This is a genomic window from Gordonia oryzae (genome assembly GCF_003797185.1).
Taxonomy (GTDB): domain Bacteria; phylum Actinomycetota; class Actinomycetes; order Mycobacteriales; family Mycobacteriaceae; genus Gordonia; species Gordonia oryzae.
The window spans coordinates 119,738-136,873 of record NZ_RKMH01000011.1; the positions used below are offsets into that span (position 1 = coordinate 119,738).

Below are 17,136 nucleotides of genomic sequence, written 5' to 3' on the forward strand. Positions count from 1 at the left end.
ACCTGGCGTCGGATGACCGGTCCGGGGACGCCTCAGCCCAAGGTGATCGCGTCCAACCGCTCCTTGATGAACTCCCCGGCAATGACATCGGGCCGGCCCGATACGCGACCCACCGGCGGCGCCAGCGGCGTCACAACGGCGTCGTGATCAAGCTCGTAGAAGAAGATCAACGACACGAGATCCTCCTCCGGACTCTCCGGCTGCGGCGGCAGCACACGATGGCGTCCGGCCGGCCAGCGTCCACCCGACCAGTACTCGAGGAGGTCACCGATGTTGATCGTCAGTGCCGCCGGATCGTACGGGGCGTCAGCCCAACCACTTTCGTCGCTGTACACCTGTAGACCGCCGGCCCCGGGCTCGCGGTCGAGGACGGTAACCGTACCGAAGTCGGTGTGCGGACCGATCCGGAACTGCCCGGGCTCGGGGTCGCCGACGACCGTCATCGGCGGATAGTGGTTGATGTTCGACGTCCAGGTGGCGTTGCCCGCCAGGTCGCGGAACGGATTGTCGTCGCCGGCTTGTCCGAGCGCCTCGGACAGCAGCGCGAGCAGATCGTCGGAGAGCGACTTCATCTGAGAAGTCCACGCGGTGAACAACTCCCGCAGTCGTGGCGTCTCGGTGGGCCAGACGTCGGGAGCGAACCAGTAATCGTCGACCTCGGGAATCCCGACCGGTGTCTGTGCGCCGGAGTTGTAGGTCTCCTTCAGGTCCGGTGGCGTTTCGGTGCCCTCCGCGTAACCGTTGGCCTCCAGACCGGGGCCGATCCAACCGCGACCACCGACGCCGACCGCATACTGTGCCTTGACCTCGGCGGGCAGGGCGAAGAATTCACGTGCCGCGGCTCGCAACGCCGCCGGAAGGAACGGATCGATCCCGTGTCCGGTCACCAGCAGGAAACCGGCCTTCTGTAGGGATTCGTCGACGGCGGCACACACCTGCGCTGCGGCGTCCCCGCCCTGCCGCCACTGCTGCAGATCGACGGTGAGGATGGGGCTGGCGGTCTGGTCCGCGGTGGTCATGCGATCTCCTCGGCTGGGTCGGACTCGACGTCGGCGACGCCGATGTCCTCGTTCCACAGGTGCACATGGTTCTCGATGAAGCCGCTCATCATCGCGATGCAGCGGTCGTCGTCAACGACAGTGACCTGCACTCCGAGCTCACGCAGCCAGTCCTGACCGCCGGAGAAGTTCGTCGTCTCGCCGATGACCACCGACCCGATCCCGAACTGTCGGATCAACCCGCTGCAATACCAGCAGGGGGCGAGGGTGGTGACCATGATCGTCGAGGAGTAGTCCCGTTGCCGGCCAGCGGCACGGAAGGCGTCGGTCTCGCCGTGCACCGACGGATCGTCGTGCTGCACGCGCCGATTGCGGCCCTGACCGAGCACTGTGCCGTCGGCAGCGAACAGGGCGGCACCGATCGGGATACCGCCCTCGGAGAGACCGGTCTGTGCCTGGTTGTAGGCGACGTCGAGCAGTGATCGCGGGTCGAGCCCAGTGTCGGCAAGGGTGGAGGTCATGCTTCGAGCGTGCCGTCGGGCGCACCCGTACTCAACCGACAATTCGTCAGGACGCGAGTGAGCCTCAACGGGCATATCGTCAGCGTCGTGTCTGAATCCTCGCTACCTGCCGCACCGTCGCTCACCCTGCGGCACATGATCGAGACGCACCTCGCTGCGGCCGGCCCACGTGTACTGACCGCGCACGACCGGCTCGACACGGCCGTCAGCTGGGTACACTCCAGCGAAATCTTCGAGATCGGCCCGTTGCTGACCGGTGGCGAACTCCTGCTCACCACCGGCCTGGGCTTGGCCGGCCTCGATGCGGGTACCCGTCGCCATTACGTGCGTGACCTGGCCGAACGCGGCGTCGCCGGGTTGGCGTTCGAGGTCGGACGCAGCTTCAACGCGGTACCCGAGGAGATGATTCGGGAGGGTTCGGCCGCGCACCTGCCGATCATCGAATTGTCGCGGATCGTGCCGTTCATCGAGGTGTGCCGGACGGCGACTACCGAGATCGTGTCCCAGGAGGTCGGCGACCTGCGGCTGCGCAGTGGACTCGACGCGACCCTGCATGACGACCTCGCCCGCGGCGCCGCGGCCGCGATGATCGAGCACATCGCCGAGGTGACCGGGACGCCGCTGGTCGTGGTGGGTAGTGGCGGCGCCCTGTTGGCGGTCCACGGAGTCGACGACGATCGTGCCGCGTGGCGCGTGGTCGACGGCGCGATCGCCGCGCAACCGATCACCCTGCGCGGCCGCGAGATCGGGCAGGTCTTTGCCGGACCAAGCGCGTCCTCGATACCCGCCGCACGTGTACAGGCGCTGCTCGGTGTCGGCGTCGGACCGTTGGCGGCGGTATTGACCCGATCCGATAGGCGGTCGTCCATCGGCGCACAACTGGTGGCCGAGCTCGTCGACCGTCGGCCGCTTCGTCGCGCGGATCTTCTTGCGCGGCTGTCGACGTCGGGGCTACCGGTGGGCGACAAGTCCGTGCTCGTGCCGGTGGCCGGCCACGCACCCGACACCCGGATGGTCGAAACGGTGTTGTCGGCGGCCACGGATCTCGGCGGACTCGTCCATGCCACCGTCGACGCGACCGTCTTCGGCCTCGTCCTCACCACCGACGCCGGATTCACCGATCCGGCCGAGCAGGTCCGCACGGCGCTGGCCGACGATCCGCGGCGCCTCGGCCGCCTCACCGTCGTCGTCGGGAACCCATGCCCGCTCGCCGACACCAGCGCGGGTCCCGGGCTTGCCCTGACGTTGGCCGACGAACTCCGTATTTGTTCGGAAAGACTCGGCGTGGCCGTCGAATTGCGCTCTGCCGGTAGTACCGCCGCTGACATCAGGGCCGCCCGTGAACTTGTCTGCGACGCCGCGGCGCGCGAGTTGTCGGACGGTCTACGCAGCGAGCTGAGCCGGATCATCGCCCCGCTGGTACGCCAGGATGCGGCGTCGTCCTCGCAACTCGTCCACACCCTCGAGGTCCACCTCACGCACGGATGCAGCGCCACCCGCTCGGCCGAGACCCTCCACATCGGGCGCCAGAGTTTGTATCAGCGCCTAGACCGTATCCGCGCCCTACTCGGCTTCGACCCTACCGCCCCGGCCATGTACGCCTCGATTCTGCTGGCCATCAACGTCTTACATTCCAGGACCGTGGATCAGCGGTGAGTTCCCGCCGACATCCGTGGGTCGAGGAGCTCCCTCCCCGAGCGACCCGCTCCCGATGGTCGAGGTGCAACCGCGAGCGGCGAGCCTGGAGACCGCCGCAGGTAGACGCATGGAACCCTACGCCTCGTGTCAGCCATACTGCTGCAACGACTTCTCGACCTGGGACCGCGCCAGGAGGAGGTAGGCGATGAAAGCGATGACGAAGCCGACGAAGGCACCGATGTCACCGAGTTCGGGTACCGCCCGGACCACGAAGCCGACGAAGCGTTCCTGGTTGCAGAACAACAGGACCGACACGACGAGAGCGATGACGAATGCGGCCAGACCACCCCAGTTGGCGTACTTGCGGTCATAGAGGAGTTCGAGTGACGGCGGCTCGCGTCGCAGGACACGGTCGGCGAAGACCACACCGAGCCAGGGACCGATCCAGTACGCGACCAGCAGCAGGAAGGCTTCATAGGAGGCCGCGGCGTCGGCCAGCGCCCACCAGGCGACGAGGAAACCGGCGACACCGAAGAACACCGACACCAGTGCTCGCTGCGCGCCGACCGGGAGCGTGAATCCCATCGTCACGAAAGCCATTGCCCCCGAGTACACATTGATGGCGTTCGCGGCGATCGCTCCCACCGCGATGGCCAGCAGAGTGAGGTCGGCGATGGCCGAGGGGAAGTTCGCGGTGAATGCGTCCGTGGGATTGTCCGACGTCCGCGCGCCGATTGTCATCGACGCAGCGCCCACAACCATCAACAGCGTGCACGAGAGGAACAGACCGGCCGAGGCGAACAATCCGGTCTGCATCTTCGACACTGTCGGAGGCAGGTAGCGGGTGTAGTCCGCGGCGTAGGGCGTCCAGCCCGCGGTGTAACCGAACGAGGCGCCCACGGCGAGCAGGAATCCCCCCATCGAGAAGCCACCGTCGGCAGATCCCGCCGACACGTCGGACTTGCTGAAGATGATGACCGCGCCGATGAGGAAGACGATCGCGAGGATCGGGGCCGCCAGGCGCTCGAAGCGCTGCACCAGATTGTGGCCGAAGAACGCAAATGCCGTCTGCGCCACCACGATCACGATGAGCCCGGCGAGCGGGGTGATACCGAGTAGGCCCGCCAGGGCAAAGGCCCCGCTGACGCTGTTGGTGGCAAACCACCCAACGCCGCACATCACCGCCATGAACGTCGCCGGCAGGATGTTCCCTTTGTGACCAAAAGCCAAACGGCCCAACACCATCTGCGGTACGCCGTGCAGCGGCCCCTCCGCGGAGAGCAGGAAGTGTGCGACCGCGCCGAGTAGGTTGCCGATCACCACGGCTCCAACGGCCTGCCAGAACGACAGACCGAAGTAGGCGACCGAAATGACGCCGACGAAGATCGTCGCGAACTCCAGGTTCGGCGCCGTCCACGTCCAGAACAGACCGCGAGGTGTGCCATGCCTGGCCTCGAGAGGGATCGGTTCATTGCCGCCGGGCTCGACGGCGAGCACCTTGCCGCCGTACTCGACGGCTGCCGAATCGGCGGAGATGTCGGGTGTAGCTGTCATGGCGATACTGTGCTGCGTGGACCTCCGCCCGGCAACCGACGATCTGTCAGTTGATCGCCGCCCATTGCGGGACAATCCGCCCACGCGGATTCTCAACCCCGATCACGCCGTGCAAGGTCCGCGGCCCGTATGCACCGTCAACAGCGACGATTTCGATGTCACTGGTGGCGCTGGGCGCGCTGATCCAGGTTTGCGGACCGATGGCCGCTCCATCGGCGATCGGCCGGGCGACGGCCTCGGGGACGTCGCTGACGGTCTGCTCGGCCTCGACGATGCAGAGGTGGACGTCGGGCAACAGCGACAACACGCCGCCCCTGCCGGGCGCGTGTCCAACACGACCTGCATGAACCACACGATCTGACGCACTCCCGCAATCCGCGCGACAGATCACCACCCCGTGATGCATAGTTGACCGAACGATCAACTGATCCGGGGGGTTCTCGATGCGCCGAATGACGTTCGACGAGCGTCGTGCGGCGCTGATCGACGCCGCAATCCGGGTCATCGCGCGCGACGGACTCGCGGCGGCGACCACGCGGGCGATCGTCGGTGAGGCCGACATGCCGCAGGGCGCACTGTTCTACATCTTCTCCTCACGCGAGTCACTGATCAGTGCGGTGATCGAGGAGATCACCAGCGCCGAACGGCTCGGCGCGCTCCTCAGTGTGGAGCTCATCGACTCCGACGCCGGACTCGCCGAGGTGCTGACCGCGGCCATGGACTCCTATGTGCGCCTTCTGGAAAGCGATCCGAGGCGAGAGCTCGCACTGCTAGAGGTCGCCACCCACGCGATGCGACACGATCCGGAAGCCGGGCGTCGCCAGTGGGAGGTCTATCGGTCGGCGGTTGCCGACGCCCTGGGCTTCATCGCCGATACCATGTCACTGCGGTGGAGGATGCCCACCGACGAGCTCGCCCACATGGTCACCTCGTCGCTCGACGGATTGACGCTGTCGTGGCTGACAGACCATGACAGCGACGCCGCACGGCGCCATATCGCCGTGTTGGCCAGCACTTTTGCCGCAATGGCGGTACCCATCGACGGTATGGGCAGGATCGGCTCGGAGGGACGAGAACAATGACGAACACCGCGAGAGCATCCGGGGTCAGTCGGCGAGGGCTACTGGCCGGAGCGGCGGTCGGCGCCACAGCATTCGGTCTGGCCGGCGTCGCCGGTACCCCCGGTCCGGCGCAGGCGGCACCACCATCGGGCGGCTACCTCGTCGGCGCCGGGCGCGGTGACATCACCGGAGCCATTGCCGGACAGGGCATGATGGGCTATTCCGACCTTTCCCAGGTCGCCACCGGACTCCTGCAACGGGTGTGGGCACGCGCCTACATCATCGCCGACGCCGCCACCGGCACCAGGATCGTCTTCGTCAACGCCGACCTCGCGTGCATCTTCCAATCCCACCGCACCGGCGTGATGAAGGCGCTGGCACATCGCTTCGGCAACGTCTACACCAATGAGAACGTCAACATCAACGCCACGCACAATCACAACTCGTGCGGCGGTACCGCCTGGGACTACGCATATGTCCTTGCCTCGCTCGGGCATCGGGAAAACTCCTATCGCGCCGAGGTCGACGGAATCGTCGAGGCCATCGTCGCCGCGCACGACAGTCTCGCTCCGGGGACGCTCGAGCTCGGCCACAGCGAGCTACACGACGCCAGCGCCAACCGCTCGCTGCAAGCGTTCGTCCGCAATCCCGCAGCCGATCAAAAGCACTTTCCCGAGCACATCGACCCGCAGGTCACCGCGTTGCGACTGCGTCAGGGCGGCACCGTGATCGGCGAAATCACCTGGTTCGCCACACACGGCACCTCGCTCACCGACGCCAACACACTTATCTCCAGTGACAACAAGGGCTACGCGTCCTATCTGGCCGAGCGCTCCAATCCCGGTGTGGTGGCGGCGTTCCCACAGACCAACGCCGGCGACATGACACCGAACCTGTGGTTGCGCAAGATGCACCCCGGCGGTCCCGCCGCCGACCACCGCACCAACCGGGTGATGATCGGCGACCGCCAATATCGTGCCGCGCAACGTGCTTTCGCTGCCGCACGGCCGTTGACCGGCGCCATCAGCTACGCCTATCGCTTCCTCGATCTCTCCGATATCCGGATCGACGGCCACTACACCCCGGACGGAAAACCCACTCGCACCACCCCGGCGATCATGGGTGCGGCCGCCGCGGCCACCAGCACCGAGGACAACACGCGGAGCCAGTTGAGTTTTCTCCAGGAAGGTGTGACGCTACCGTTCGCGCAGGCCCTCGGCGTCGACACCACCGCGACGCCGCCGGACTGGGCGGTAGCGATCCAGGCACCGAAGTTCGACCTGTTCCCACTCGGCTACCTTCCCCCGCGACCCTGGATACAGCAGGTGCTACCGATCCAGCTGATCCGGATCGGTGACCTCGTCCTGGCTTGCGGGCCTGCCGAATTCACCATCGTCGCCGGGTTGCGCATCCGCCGTATCGTCGCCGACGCACTGCACGTACCACTGGAGAACGTCCTGATGCAGGGCTACGCCAACGGCTACAGCCAGTACGTGACGACGCCGGAAGAGTTCCTGTCGCAACAGTACGAGGGCGGCGAGACACTATTCGGACGCTATACGTTGTGCGCGTACATGCAGGAGTTCGACCGGTTGGCCCGCACGATGGCCGCGGGCAGACGCAGCGACCTCGGACCGACACCATCCGACACCAGCGGACTGCAACCGAATCTCCTCGCACCGGTCCCCGCCGACACCCCGGTCCGCGGCACCACCTTCGGCGCGGTTATCGCCTCGCCCAGAACAACCTACGCTGCCGGGCAATCGGTCTCGGTGTCATTCTCCGGAGCTCATCCGAGCAATCGTGTGCGGCGTGTGCCCGCCGACGGGTCCCGGCCCACCGACGGCTACTACGTGATCGAGCGCTTCGACGGGGGCCGCTGGATCACCGCGGAGGACGACTCCGGGGCGGCAAGCGAACTCAACTGGAAACGCCCCGGCGGTCAGGATGCGGCATCGGTCGTGACCATCACATGGCAAATCCCGCAGGGCACAGCCGGTCGTCATCGCATCCGGTATTTCGGTGACCGCAAGTCCTCGACCGGTCGTCTGCGCCCGATCGTCGGCGTCAGCCCGGCATTCGAGGTGACCTGAGTACCTCTCAGTCGTCGTCGGAAGTCGATACCTCACGCTCGGAGGCGTAGCGGCGCATCGCTTCTCGTTCCTTGGCTGCCTTCGGATAGCACACGGCCACCAACAGCGCCCCGCATCCGACGATGATGGTGGCCACCGCGTTTGCGCGGGCATCACCGTGCACGAAGGCATCACGCGCGGCGGAGATGATCTCATGCGAATACTGTGGATAGCGTTGTGCCAGATCTGCGGCGCTGGCAAAGGATTTGGTGAGCACCGCCTGCGTCTCGCTGCTGACGTGGTCGGCGGCGGGTGAGGCGGAGATCGTCGCCGTCAAGGTCTTGGCGTACCCGGCGGTGAGGATCGCCCCGAGCACCGACTGCATGATCGCACCGCCGAGGTCGCGTTGTAGATCCGAGGTGCTCGATGCCATTCCCGCGCGTGAGACCGGTACCGATCCGGTCAACGAATGCGACGCCGGGGTACCGGCGAATCCGACGCCCACCCCGATCAGGACGTAGGTACCGATCACCGACCAGACGGGCGCGGTATCGTGCCACATGATCAGCGCCAGCACCAGCCCGAGGATGATGAACAGATACCCGATGAGCAGGGTGTAGCGAGATCCGATGGACTCCAAGAGTTTCGCCGACTGCGGCGCGACCACCACCATTGCCGCGGCGGCGGGTAAGGCCATCGCACCCGAGGCGAGAGTGGAGTAGCCGAGCACATTCTGTAGGTACTGCTGTCCGACGAACATCGCGCCCATCAGGGTGCCGAAGATGATGATGCCGCCGACCGCCGCCACCCAGAACGTCGGCCGAGCGGCGATTCGGAAGTCGTAGAGCGGCACCCGGATCCTAAGCTGGCGCCACACGAACACGACGATCGAGACCACCGCGATCGCGGCGAGCACCCACACCGTTGTCCGCATGGTGCTCAGCGGGGCGAAGTTGATCGCCAGCACGGTGGCACCCACCAGCACGATCGACAGGACGCCGCCGAGGTTGTCGACGGCGACGGCGGTGTCACCCCGGTCGGCGGGCACCAGGAACCACGCGCCGGCCAGCGCGAGCACGGCGAGCGGCAACGTCACCAGAAAGACCGATTGCCAAGCGAATTGCTTCAGCAACGCCCCCGACATGACGGGGCCCATCGCCGAGATCGCCGCACCGATCGCCGACCATGCCGCGATCGCTCCGGTGCGGCGGGCACCTGTCCACAGGGCCGTGATAATCGCCAGGGTCGTCGGATAGGCCAGACCGGCCGCGATCCCGCCGAGGACCCGGGCGGCGAACAAGACGTTCGGCCCCACCGCGAACCCCGCGATCAGCGACGCCGGCAACGTCAGCAACATGCCGGCAATGAGCAGCCGCCGTCGGCCGAAACGGTCACCCAGTACACCGAAGTACAGCACCGATGCCGCCAGTCCCAGCGAGTAGCCGACGGCGATCAGATTCAGTTGCGTCGAACCGGCGTCGAGGGCCTTGCCGATCTCGGGTAGTGCAACGTTGGCCACGGTCAGATTGATGTTGGCCACACCGGCCACCAGGATCAGCGCCCCTAGTACCAGGGCCGCCCGTGGCGGACTCGTCCCCTCATCGGCGTCGATGGCATCGGTCGTCGTCACGCGTCGAGCCTACGACGGAGGTGCCCGTTTCACCACGAATTGCCGCAGTCGTCACCCCGGTCGGTGACGCGATGGGTCACCGGTGGGTGAACCGCGGCTCCCGCTTCTCGACGAACGCCGCCATCCCCTCGGTCTGGTCATCGGTGGCGAATGTCGAATAGAACAACGCGCGTTCGGCACGTACACCTTCGGTCAGGCTCGATTCGAAGGCACGATTCACCGCGTCCTTGGCCAACGCTGTCGCGATGGCCGACTTCGTTGCGATGGTCGTCGCCACCTCGAGTGCGGTATCGAGCGCTTTGTCGGTGGGTACCACCCGCGACACCAGACCCATCCGTTCGGCCTCGTCGACCTTCATCTGCCGACCCGTCAGGACCATGTCCATCGCCTTGGCCTTGCCCACCGCGCGGGTCAGGCGCTGCGATCCGCCGATGCCGGGGATGACACCGAGGTTGATCTCGGGCTGCCCGAAGACGGCGTTCTCTCCGGCGATGATCGTGTCGCACAGCATCGCCAGCTCGCACCCGCCACCCAGCGCGTACCCGGTCACGGCGGCGATGATGGGGGTTCGGCTGCGCGACAGCTCATCCCACGCACCGAAGAAGGACTCGCCGACCACCTCGGCATAGGTCTTCGACGACATCTCCTTGATGTCGGCGCCGGCGGCGAACGCCTTCTGCGAGCCGGTCAGCACGATCGCCCCGATACCCGCGTCGGCGTCGAACTCCTTGACCGCGGCGACCACCTCGGTCATCAGTTCCGTGTTGAGCGCGTTGAGTGCCTTGGGACGGTTGAGGGTGATGAGGCCGACGCGGTCGCGGCGCTCGGTCAGGATCGTCTGCGGTTCGGTGGTGCTCATGATGACTCCTTCGTCGATGGCTTCATTTCGTCAGTTGCTTCGGCGGCGAGGCAGATGGTGCGAACAATCATGCGCCGGTCGCGGATTCGCCTCCGAAGGTCAGTTCGACATCATCGGGCAGCGGCGCGAAGAACGCCTCGATCGCGGCGTCGTCGATCGTCTCGGCGGGCCGCCAGGCGGGGTTGCGGTCCTTGTCGATGACCTGAGCCCGGATCCCCTCGGCGAGGTCAGGAAACAGTAACGACCGCAACGACACCCGGTATTCGCGGCGCAACGAGTCGGCCAGTGTCGCGTCGTGCTGCGCCGCACGCAGCGAACGCAACGCCACCCGCAGGGCCAGTGGGCTTTTCGCGGCGATCCGCTCAGCGGTCTTCGTCGCGAAGTCCGAGCCGATGGCGCGGCACCGCGCGATGATCTCGTCGACGTCGTCGGCGGCGAAGGCCTCGGCGATCCACGACCGCTGCTCGAGCAGCCCCGCGGCGGGTGGTTCGATCGAGAACTGGGCGAGCACTTCGGCGGCCGGCCGGCCGGCGAGCGCTACGACGAGGTCGTCGAGTGTCTCGGCGGGCACGTAGTGGTCGGCGAGACCGAGGGCAATCGCCTCGGCGCCGTCGACCGGCGCGGCCGTCAGCGCAAGATAGGTGCCGAACTGGTCGGGGACCTGCGCGAGCAGATGGGTGCCGCCGACGTCGGGCACGAATCCGATGCCGACCTCGGGCATAGCCAGTGTGGTGCGGTCGGTGACGACGCGGGTGTTGCCGTGGGCGGAGATCCCGACGCCGCCACCCATGACAATCCCGTCCATGATCGCGACGTAGGCCTTGGGGTAGTTCGCGACGTACTCGTTGAGGAGGTATTCGTCGTGCCAGAAGCGTCCGGACGGGCTCGCCGCAGCGTCGTGGTCGTCGTGGCCAACGCCTTCGGCGTCAACGCCGCTGAGTTCGACGCCGTCGCGATGGATGGCAACAATGTCGCCCCCGGCGCAGAGGCCTCGCTCACCAGCCCCGGAGATCACCACGGTCTCGATCGCGTCGTCGGTCGCCCACGCATGTAGCGCGTTGTTCATGGTCAGCGCCATCTCGTGGTCGAGTGCGTTGATCGACTTCGGGCGATTGAGCACCAGATGGGCCACCCGCCCCCGGCGTTCCGTGCGGATGGACGCGTCGTCGGCCATCGGTTCCCTTCCCTCACGCTGTCATATGCCAGGCGCTACTCGCCTTTCTGTAATAGTTGCATATCCTAGTTTCTCCCCGCACACAAGGTCCGCGCACACACGTCGGACCAGCATGGGCAACGGGCATTGATGTGCTCCACGTGGGCCCGAGGCCGTGCTCCATGAATCGGCCGATCACTTGATTCCGCCCTTCTCCATCACCCACGACCATCGATGGGCAAGCGCTCCAACCCACCCGGGATGCCCCACCCCCGATCGTCAATGTCTTCAGATCGCCGAATCCACCCGACTCGGTCAAAACCCCTGACGGACTTCACCGTTACGAGGGAGTGCGGCCACGACTGTGTTACAGAAGTGACGGATGAGGTGCAACCCGGCACGGGCATACCTATCCTGGGACACATGATGCGCCGTCGTCTTGTCATGTCCGCCACCGTCGCGACGGTGGTGGGTGTCGCCGGCTCGCTGACCGTGACGCCGGCCGCCGCGGCCCCCTCGGTCGGACCGGACGTGTCGAGTTACCAGCATCCGAACGTGTCGCTGATCAACTGGTTCGCGGTGCGCGCTGCCGGCCAGCAGATCGCCATGGTGAAGGCGACCGAATCCCTCACCTACGTCAATCCGTACTTCGTCCCCGACAGCCTTGCCATGCGTGCCGCCGGCCTCATCCGCGGCACCTATCACTACGCCGACCCCACGCAATCAGCTGCCGCGCAAGCACTTTTCTACGCCGGGGTCGTCCTCGGACAGAACGGAATGCTGGATCTCCCACCGGTTCTCGATTTGGAGAACTCCGGCGGGCTCAATCCGACGGACCTCGCCGGATGGGTGCGCGAGTTCTTCGCCACCCTGGAGGCGCTGACCGGCCGCAAGACGATCCTCTACACCTATCCGAGGTTCTGGGACACCGCGATGGGCGGAACCACCGAATTCGCCGACCACCCGCTGTGGATCGCGTCGTACAACGGCCAAGCCGCACCGGAGCTGCCGCACGGCGGTTGGAGCACCTGGACGTTCTGGCAGTACACAGATTCCGGACAGCTCCCCGGCATTCCCACGCCGGTCGATCTCAACCGATTCAACGGCACCACATCGCAATTGCAGACGATGGGCAGGGTGACCGGAACGAGTACCACCGGCACTCGAGGCAGCTGAACGGGGCGAGCAGTTCAGCGGGCTACGGCGCCGGCCACCGAACGCAGGTCGTCGACGACCGAGGTGATCGCGGCGCGCGGATGCGGCCGGGTGAATGCCTCGTATACGCGCGCCGCGCGAACTCCCTTGAGCTCCAACGCGACCACGTCGGGGTGTCGGGCCGCATGCCGCGGCATGAGGGCGATCCCGTGATCGGCGGCGACGAGCGCCTCGATCGTCGTGAAGTCCAGCATCCGCTGGGTCACCCTGGGTGCCACGCCGGTCAGTGCCGAGATCGATTGCAAGACATCGTCGACCGGGAATCCGCCCTCTACGCTGATCCAGTCACGGTCGGCGAGTTCGGCGACCGCGACCCGCCGATGATCCGCTAGGTCCGAGGTACGCGCGACGATGACGTCCAGCGGTTCGCGCATCAGTTCGGTGACCGCGACCCGCGGATCGGTCAGCGCAGGCATACGCTCGTCGCGGTGGGTGACGACGATGTCGAAATCGGCCAATCCCGGTGCGGCCTCCGGATATCCGACGTCGAGGTGGAAGGCGTGCACGTCGATTCCCGCTTCGGCAGCCCGTGTCAGCACATCGGGCAGCAGCAACGTCGCCCCCGACGGAAACATCGCCAGACGGGCCGAGGCGTGACCGGATCGGTAGGACGCCATCTCTTCCCGCGCCCGCTCCACCGCGGCGATGACGTCGTCGGCGCGCAGCACCAGCGCATGGCCCGCACCGGTCAGGCGGATGCGTCGGCCATCCGGTTCTAGCAGCGCCACACCGGCCTCTTCGGCGAGCACCTTGAGTTGTTGTGAGACCGCCGACGGCGTCATGTGCAATGCGTCGGCGACCGCGCCGATCGAGCCACGGTCGGCGAACTCGCGCAGCAACCGCAGTCGACGAACCTCCATGGCGCGATCCTATGCCGGTGAGATCCCACGCCAGGCGGCTCGGTGTATGTCGGGCCCCGGCACCCATGATGGATGAATGCGTAGTCGCCACGTGAGTCAGGTCATCGCCGCCCCGCCGGATCACGTCTACCAATTCGCGTCCGACCCGGGCAACCTGGCGCTCTGGGCGTCGGGGCTGGCGCAGGCACCGGTCACGCGCCGTGGCAGCGAGCTCCTCGTCGAATCCCCGATGGGCACCGTCTCGGTGCGCTTTGTCCCGCCCAACGATTTCGGCGTCATCGACCACGACGTGACCCTTCCGTCGGGGTCGACGGTCACCAATCCGGTTCGGGTGCTCGCCCACCCCGACGGCTCGGAAGTGGTCTTCACCCTGCGGCAACTCGACCTCACCGACGAAGAGTTCGACCGTGACGCCGCGACGGTCGCAGCGGATCTTGCCCGCCTCTCCGACCTGGTGGAACAAAGCGGACCCAAGTCCGGTTAACTGGTGTCATGAGCAAGAAGATTGGCTTCCTCTCCTTCGGGCACTGGTCTCCGTCGGGCGGTTCACAGACGCGCTCGGCCGCCGACACCCTGCTGCAATCCATCGACCTCGCGGTCGCGGCCGAAGAACTCGGCGCGGACGGCGCCTACTTCCGCGTGCACCACTTCGCGCGGCAACTCGGTTCGCCGTTTCCGCTCCTCGCCGCGATCGGCGCAAAGACCGAGACCATCGAGATCGGCACCGGCGTCATCGACATGCGCTACGAGAACCCGATGTACATGGCCGAGGACGCCGGCGCGGCCGATCTGATCTCCGGCGGACGACTCCAGCTCGGCATCAGCCGCGGGTCGCCCGAGCAAGTGATCGAGGGTTACAAGTACTTCGGCTACGTTCCCGCCGACGGCGAGACCGACGCCGACATGGCGCGCTCGCACACAGACGTGTTATTGCAGGTCATCGATGGCGCGCGCTTCGCCGAGCCGAATCCATCGCCGATGTTTCCCAACCCGCCGGGACCGCTGGGCATCGAACCCCAGTCTCCGGGCCTGCGGGATCGCATCTGGTGGGGTGCGGGCACGCGCGCGAGCGCCGAGTGGACCGCGAAGAAGGGCATGAACCTGATGTCGTCGACGCTGCTCGCCGAGGACACCGGTGTGCCGTTCCATCAACTCCAGGCCGAACAGATCCAGCGGTTCCGCGACGCCTGGAAGCTCGCCGGCCGCGAACGCGAGCCACGAGTATCGGTGAGCCGCAGTATCTTCCCGTTGGTCAACGACATGGACCGGGCCTATTTCGGTCGGGACCGGCACAGTTCCGACCAGGTCGGTCACCTCGACGGCGGGGTCGCACGGTTCGGCAAGTCCTACGCCGAAGAACCCGACAAGCTCATCGAACAGCTTCGGGAGGACGAGGCCATCGCTGCCGCCGACACCCTGCTGCTGACGGTGCCGAATCAACTCGGCGTCGAGTACAACGCACACGTCATCGAAACGATCCTGAAGGACGTGGCACCGGCACTCGGGTGGCGGTAGCCCTCCGCACCAACAATGAAGCAATAGCGAACTATAAGTCCATATAAATTCGATTGTTCTTCATCCACGTCGGGTCGACGATGAACTCATGACCACCCGTGATCGCCTGCTCGGCCTCACCGTCGTCGTCCTCTGGGGCCTCAACTTCATCGCCATCCGCGTTGGTCTCGACCACTTCCCGCCATTCTTCTTCGCTGCTCTGCGGTTTGCGGTGATGGCCGTTCCGGTGGTGCTGTTCGTGAAGTTCCCTCGCGTGCATAGGCGATGGTTCCTGCTGTACGCAGTGGGCTTCGGGTTCGGGCAGTTCGCGTTCCTGTTCCTCGCCATGAACCACGGGATGCCCACGGGGCTGGCCTCGTTGGTCCTACAGACCTCGGCGCCATTCACCGTACTGCTGGGCGTGATCTTCCTGCGTGAGCGGTTGGCGCCCGCGCAGATCTTCGGCATCACCGTCGCCGTCGCCGGAATAGTCGTCATCGGCGTCGACCGCGCCGGGCATTCGTCGATCGGTGTGGGCATCGTCATCCCGATGGTGCTGACCGTGCTGGCCGGCCTGTCGTGGGCCTTCGGCAACATCGGCAGCCGCCTGGCCCAACCCGACGACGCCGTGCGGATGACGCTGTGGATGTCGGTGGTACCGCCGATCCCGTTCCTGGCGTTAAGCTTTGCCACCGAGGGCCCCCGCGCCGATCTGACGTCGTTGACGACGTTGGGGTCGTCGTCCGGGCTGATCGCGCTGGCCGGCCTCGCCTACGTGGTGCTGCTGGGCACGATCGCCGGGTCCGGGCTCTGGACGATGCTGATGAAGCGCTACGAGGCCAGCCGGGTCGCGCCGCTCTCGCTGCTGGTACCCGTGGTCGGGATCAGCGCTTCCTGGGTACTGCTCGGTGAGGTGCCGAGCGGGATAGAGATCGCCGGTGCCGCACTGGTCATCGCCGGATGCGCCGCCGGGGTACTGGCCGCGCCGCGGTCGAGGATGCGGGTCAGCACTGGCGAGTCCTCTGTCAGAGCACCCCACGCACCACGTCGTGCATCCCCGATACCGCTTGTCGGGCAGCAGGACTGAAGCCGAGCATGTTGACGAAGCCGTGGATCATGCCCGACTCGCGTTGTAACGAGGTACGAACGCCGGCACCGGAGAGGGCATCGGCGTAGGCGATGCCCTCGTCGCGCAACGGATCGAAGCCGGCAACCACCACGTGGGCGGGCGGCAGACCGGTGAGGTCGTCGGCGAGCAGCGGCGAGATGCGCGGATCGCTGCGCTCCACGCCGGCGGGGACATAACGCTCGGTGAACCACTCGATGCGCTCGGTGGTGAGAAAGTAGCCGGTGGCGAACTCCTGTCGGGACCCCGCGGTTCGGGTCATATCGGTGACCGGGTAGAGCAGCAGCTGCAGACATGGCGTCACCTCCTCGCCGCGCACGAGGCGGGAGAGCACCGCGGCGAGGTTGCCTCCTGCGCTGTCACCGGCGACGATGAGGCGAGTGGTGTCGACACCCCAGCGCGGCGCCGTACTCACCGCGAAACGCCACGCGGCCAGGGCGTCGTCGACAGCCGCCGGGAACGGATGTTCGGGGGCGAGCCGATAGTCGACGGACAGCACATCGGCACCGGTGTCGAGCGCCAGTCGCCGACAATAGGCGTCGTGGCTGGCCCGACTGCCCAAGGAAAAACCGCCACCGTGGAAGAAGAGCACCAGCCCCCTCGAGGAGACCTCGGCGCGGTATCGAGTAGCGGGCAGGTCGCCACCCGGCCCGTCGATCACCAGATCCTCAACGACCGCCAGTGGCGGGGTGCGCTCGGCGGAGATGGCCGAATTCACCTCGAGGTTGCGTCGGGCGCGCTCGACGGTCTTTCCGCTCATGTCGCCGCCGGGCACGAGTCGCGTGGCGACACCGGCGACCAGCATCTCCGGGGCGATGTGCTCGCCGTCGGAATTCACCGGACAGATCCGGGAGGCGACACCCAGTAGACCCGGCGGAAGGTGTCCGCCGAGGCGCATCATCGAACGGACGGCGCGGAACGGAAGCGGAATCGTCAGCGTTGTGGCCCTACTCAC

The 17,136-nt window shown here is 66.5% G+C and carries 16 protein-coding genes; 7 read left to right on the forward strand and 9 right to left on the reverse strand.

The genetic code is table 11. The features are described 5' to 3' along the window. Window positions 1–32: 32 nt before the first annotated feature. On the reverse strand, window positions 33–1,019 hold the full coding sequence (locus EF294_RS15230; protein WP_123931570.1) for an isopenicillin N synthase family dioxygenase: 987 nt from the start codon (window positions 1,017–1,019) through the stop codon (window positions 33–35). Continuing rightward, window positions 1,016–1,519, reverse strand: coding sequence for a nucleoside deaminase (locus EF294_RS15235; protein ID WP_123931573.1), 504 nt, complete (start codon window positions 1,517–1,519; stop codon window positions 1,016–1,018). The genes EF294_RS15230 and EF294_RS15235 overlap by 4 nt, the downstream gene beginning before the upstream one ends. Window positions 1,520–1,528: 9 nt before the next feature. Between EF294_RS15235 and EF294_RS15240 the strand changes: the two genes are divergently transcribed. Further along, window positions 1,529–3,175, forward strand: a complete 1,647-nt coding sequence (locus tag EF294_RS15240) for a helix-turn-helix domain-containing protein (RefSeq protein ID WP_123931575.1) — start codon at window positions 1,529–1,531, stop codon at window positions 3,173–3,175. A 129-nt stretch (window positions 3,176–3,304) separates the two neighbouring features. On the opposite strand, the gene EF294_RS15245 is transcribed toward EF294_RS15240, so the two are convergent. Then, window positions 3,305–4,711 carry a purine-cytosine permease family protein gene (locus EF294_RS15245; protein ID WP_123931577.1) on the reverse strand — a complete coding sequence of 469 codons (1,407 nt, stop codon included), beginning with the start codon at window positions 4,709–4,711 and terminating at the stop codon, window positions 3,305–3,307. Between the two features lie 46 nt (window positions 4,712–4,757). Continuing rightward, complete coding sequence (locus EF294_RS22210) at window positions 4,758–5,273, reverse strand: LUD domain-containing protein (protein WP_123931579.1); 516 nt, start codon at window positions 5,271–5,273, stop codon at window positions 4,758–4,760. On the opposite strand from EF294_RS22210, the gene EF294_RS15255 reads away from it, so the two are divergent. After that, window positions 5,164–5,793, forward strand: a complete 630-nt coding sequence (locus EF294_RS15255; protein WP_246007893.1) for a TetR/AcrR family transcriptional regulator — start codon at window positions 5,164–5,166, stop codon at window positions 5,791–5,793. The genes EF294_RS22210 and EF294_RS15255 overlap by 110 nt on opposite strands. Further along, the gene (locus EF294_RS15260; protein WP_123931583.1) at window positions 5,790–7,865 is read left to right on the forward strand and encodes a neutral/alkaline ceramidase; all 2,076 of its coding nucleotides are present in this window, start codon (window positions 5,790–5,792) and stop codon (window positions 7,863–7,865) included. Before EF294_RS15255 ends, EF294_RS15260 begins: the two co-directional genes overlap by 4 nt. A gap of 7 nt (window positions 7,866–7,872) precedes the next feature. On the opposite strand, the gene EF294_RS15265 is transcribed toward EF294_RS15260, so the two are convergent. The 3 genes from EF294_RS15265 to EF294_RS15275 all read right to left on the reverse strand — a co-directional run bounded on the left by EF294_RS15265 (window position 7,873) and on the right by EF294_RS15275 (window position 11,507). Then, window positions 7,873–9,474 (reverse strand): MFS transporter, encoded by a 1,602-nt coding sequence (locus EF294_RS15265; RefSeq protein ID WP_123931585.1) that lies wholly within the window; start codon window positions 9,472–9,474, stop codon window positions 7,873–7,875. A 76-nt stretch (window positions 9,475–9,550) separates the two neighbouring features. Then, the gene (locus EF294_RS15270) at window positions 9,551–10,333 is read right to left on the reverse strand and encodes an enoyl-CoA hydratase (protein ID WP_123931587.1); all 783 of its coding nucleotides are present in this window, start codon (window positions 10,331–10,333) and stop codon (window positions 9,551–9,553) included. Between the two features lie 67 nt (window positions 10,334–10,400). Then, window positions 10,401–11,507 carry an enoyl-CoA hydratase/isomerase family protein gene (locus tag EF294_RS15275; RefSeq protein ID WP_123931589.1) on the reverse strand — a complete coding sequence of 369 codons (1,107 nt, stop codon included), beginning with the start codon at window positions 11,505–11,507 and terminating at the stop codon, window positions 10,401–10,403. Between the two features lie 423 nt (window positions 11,508–11,930). On the opposite strand from EF294_RS15275, the gene EF294_RS15280 reads away from it, so the two are divergent. Further along, a complete protein-coding gene (locus tag EF294_RS15280; protein WP_123931734.1) occupies window positions 11,931–12,662 on the forward strand; it encodes a glycoside hydrolase family 25 protein in 732 nt (243 codons plus the stop codon). Window positions 12,663–12,676: 14 nt separating this feature from the next. Here EF294_RS15280 and EF294_RS15285 read toward each other — a convergent pair whose 3' ends face one another. Next, entirely contained in the window at window positions 12,677–13,561 is an 885-nt protein-coding gene (locus tag EF294_RS15285; protein WP_123931591.1) for a LysR family transcriptional regulator, read from the reverse strand. A gap of 76 nt (window positions 13,562–13,637) precedes the next feature. On the opposite strand from EF294_RS15285, the gene EF294_RS15290 reads away from it, so the two are divergent. The 3 genes from EF294_RS15290 to EF294_RS15300 all read left to right on the forward strand — a co-directional run bounded on the left by EF294_RS15290 (window position 13,638) and on the right by EF294_RS15300 (window position 16,142). Beyond that, window positions 13,638–14,045 (forward strand): SRPBCC family protein, encoded by a 408-nt coding sequence (locus EF294_RS15290; RefSeq protein WP_185091106.1) that lies wholly within the window; start codon window positions 13,638–13,640, stop codon window positions 14,043–14,045. Window positions 14,046–14,053: 8 nt separating this feature from the next. Next, the gene (locus EF294_RS15295; protein ID WP_123931593.1) at window positions 14,054–15,076 is read left to right on the forward strand and encodes an LLM class flavin-dependent oxidoreductase; all 1,023 of its coding nucleotides are present in this window, start codon (window positions 14,054–14,056) and stop codon (window positions 15,074–15,076) included. An 88-nt stretch (window positions 15,077–15,164) separates the two neighbouring features. Beyond that, window positions 15,165–16,142, forward strand: coding sequence for an EamA family transporter (locus EF294_RS15300; RefSeq protein ID WP_123931595.1), 978 nt, complete (start codon window positions 15,165–15,167; stop codon window positions 16,140–16,142). Here the strand turns inward: EF294_RS15300 and EF294_RS15305 are convergent. Then, entirely contained in the window at window positions 16,081–17,136 is a 1,056-nt protein-coding gene (locus EF294_RS15305) for an alpha/beta hydrolase (protein ID WP_123931597.1), read from the reverse strand. The two genes, EF294_RS15300 and EF294_RS15305, sit on opposite strands and share 62 nt — an antisense overlap.

Coding starts and splice junctions, on each gene's coding strand:
- EF294_RS15230 (WP_123931570.1), bottom strand. CDS start 1,019: ATGACCACCGCGGACCAGACCGCCAGCCCCATCCTCACCGTCGATCTG.
- EF294_RS15235 (WP_123931573.1), bottom strand. CDS start 1,519: ATGACCTCCACCCTTGCCGACACTGGGCTCGACCCGCGATCACTGCTC.
- EF294_RS15245 (WP_123931577.1), bottom strand. CDS start 4,711: ATGACAGCTACACCCGACATCTCCGCCGATTCGGCAGCCGTCGAGTAC.
- EF294_RS15255 (WP_246007893.1), top strand. CDS start 5,164: ATGACGTTCGACGAGCGTCGTGCGGCGCTGATCGACGCCGCAATCCGG.
- EF294_RS22210 (WP_123931579.1), bottom strand. CDS start 5,273: ATGTCGGCCTCACCGACGATCGCCCGCGTGGTCGCCGCCGCGAGTCCG.
- EF294_RS15260 (WP_123931583.1), top strand. CDS start 5,790: ATGACGAACACCGCGAGAGCATCCGGGGTCAGTCGGCGAGGGCTACTG.
- EF294_RS15270 (WP_123931587.1), bottom strand. CDS start 10,333: ATGAGCACCACCGAACCGCAGACGATCCTGACCGAGCGCCGCGACCGC.
- EF294_RS15275 (WP_123931589.1), bottom strand. CDS start 11,507: ATGGCCGACGACGCGTCCATCCGCACGGAACGCCGGGGGCGGGTGGCC.
- EF294_RS15280 (WP_123931734.1), top strand. CDS start 11,931: ATGTCCGCCACCGTCGCGACGGTGGTGGGTGTCGCCGGCTCGCTGACC.
- EF294_RS15285 (WP_123931591.1), bottom strand. CDS start 13,561: ATGGAGGTTCGTCGACTGCGGTTGCTGCGCGAGTTCGCCGACCGTGGC.
- EF294_RS15290 (WP_185091106.1), top strand. CDS start 13,638: ATGCGTAGTCGCCACGTGAGTCAGGTCATCGCCGCCCCGCCGGATCAC.
- EF294_RS15295 (WP_123931593.1), top strand. CDS start 14,054: ATGAGCAAGAAGATTGGCTTCCTCTCCTTCGGGCACTGGTCTCCGTCG.
- EF294_RS15300 (WP_123931595.1), top strand. CDS start 15,165: ATGACCACCCGTGATCGCCTGCTCGGCCTCACCGTCGTCGTCCTCTGG.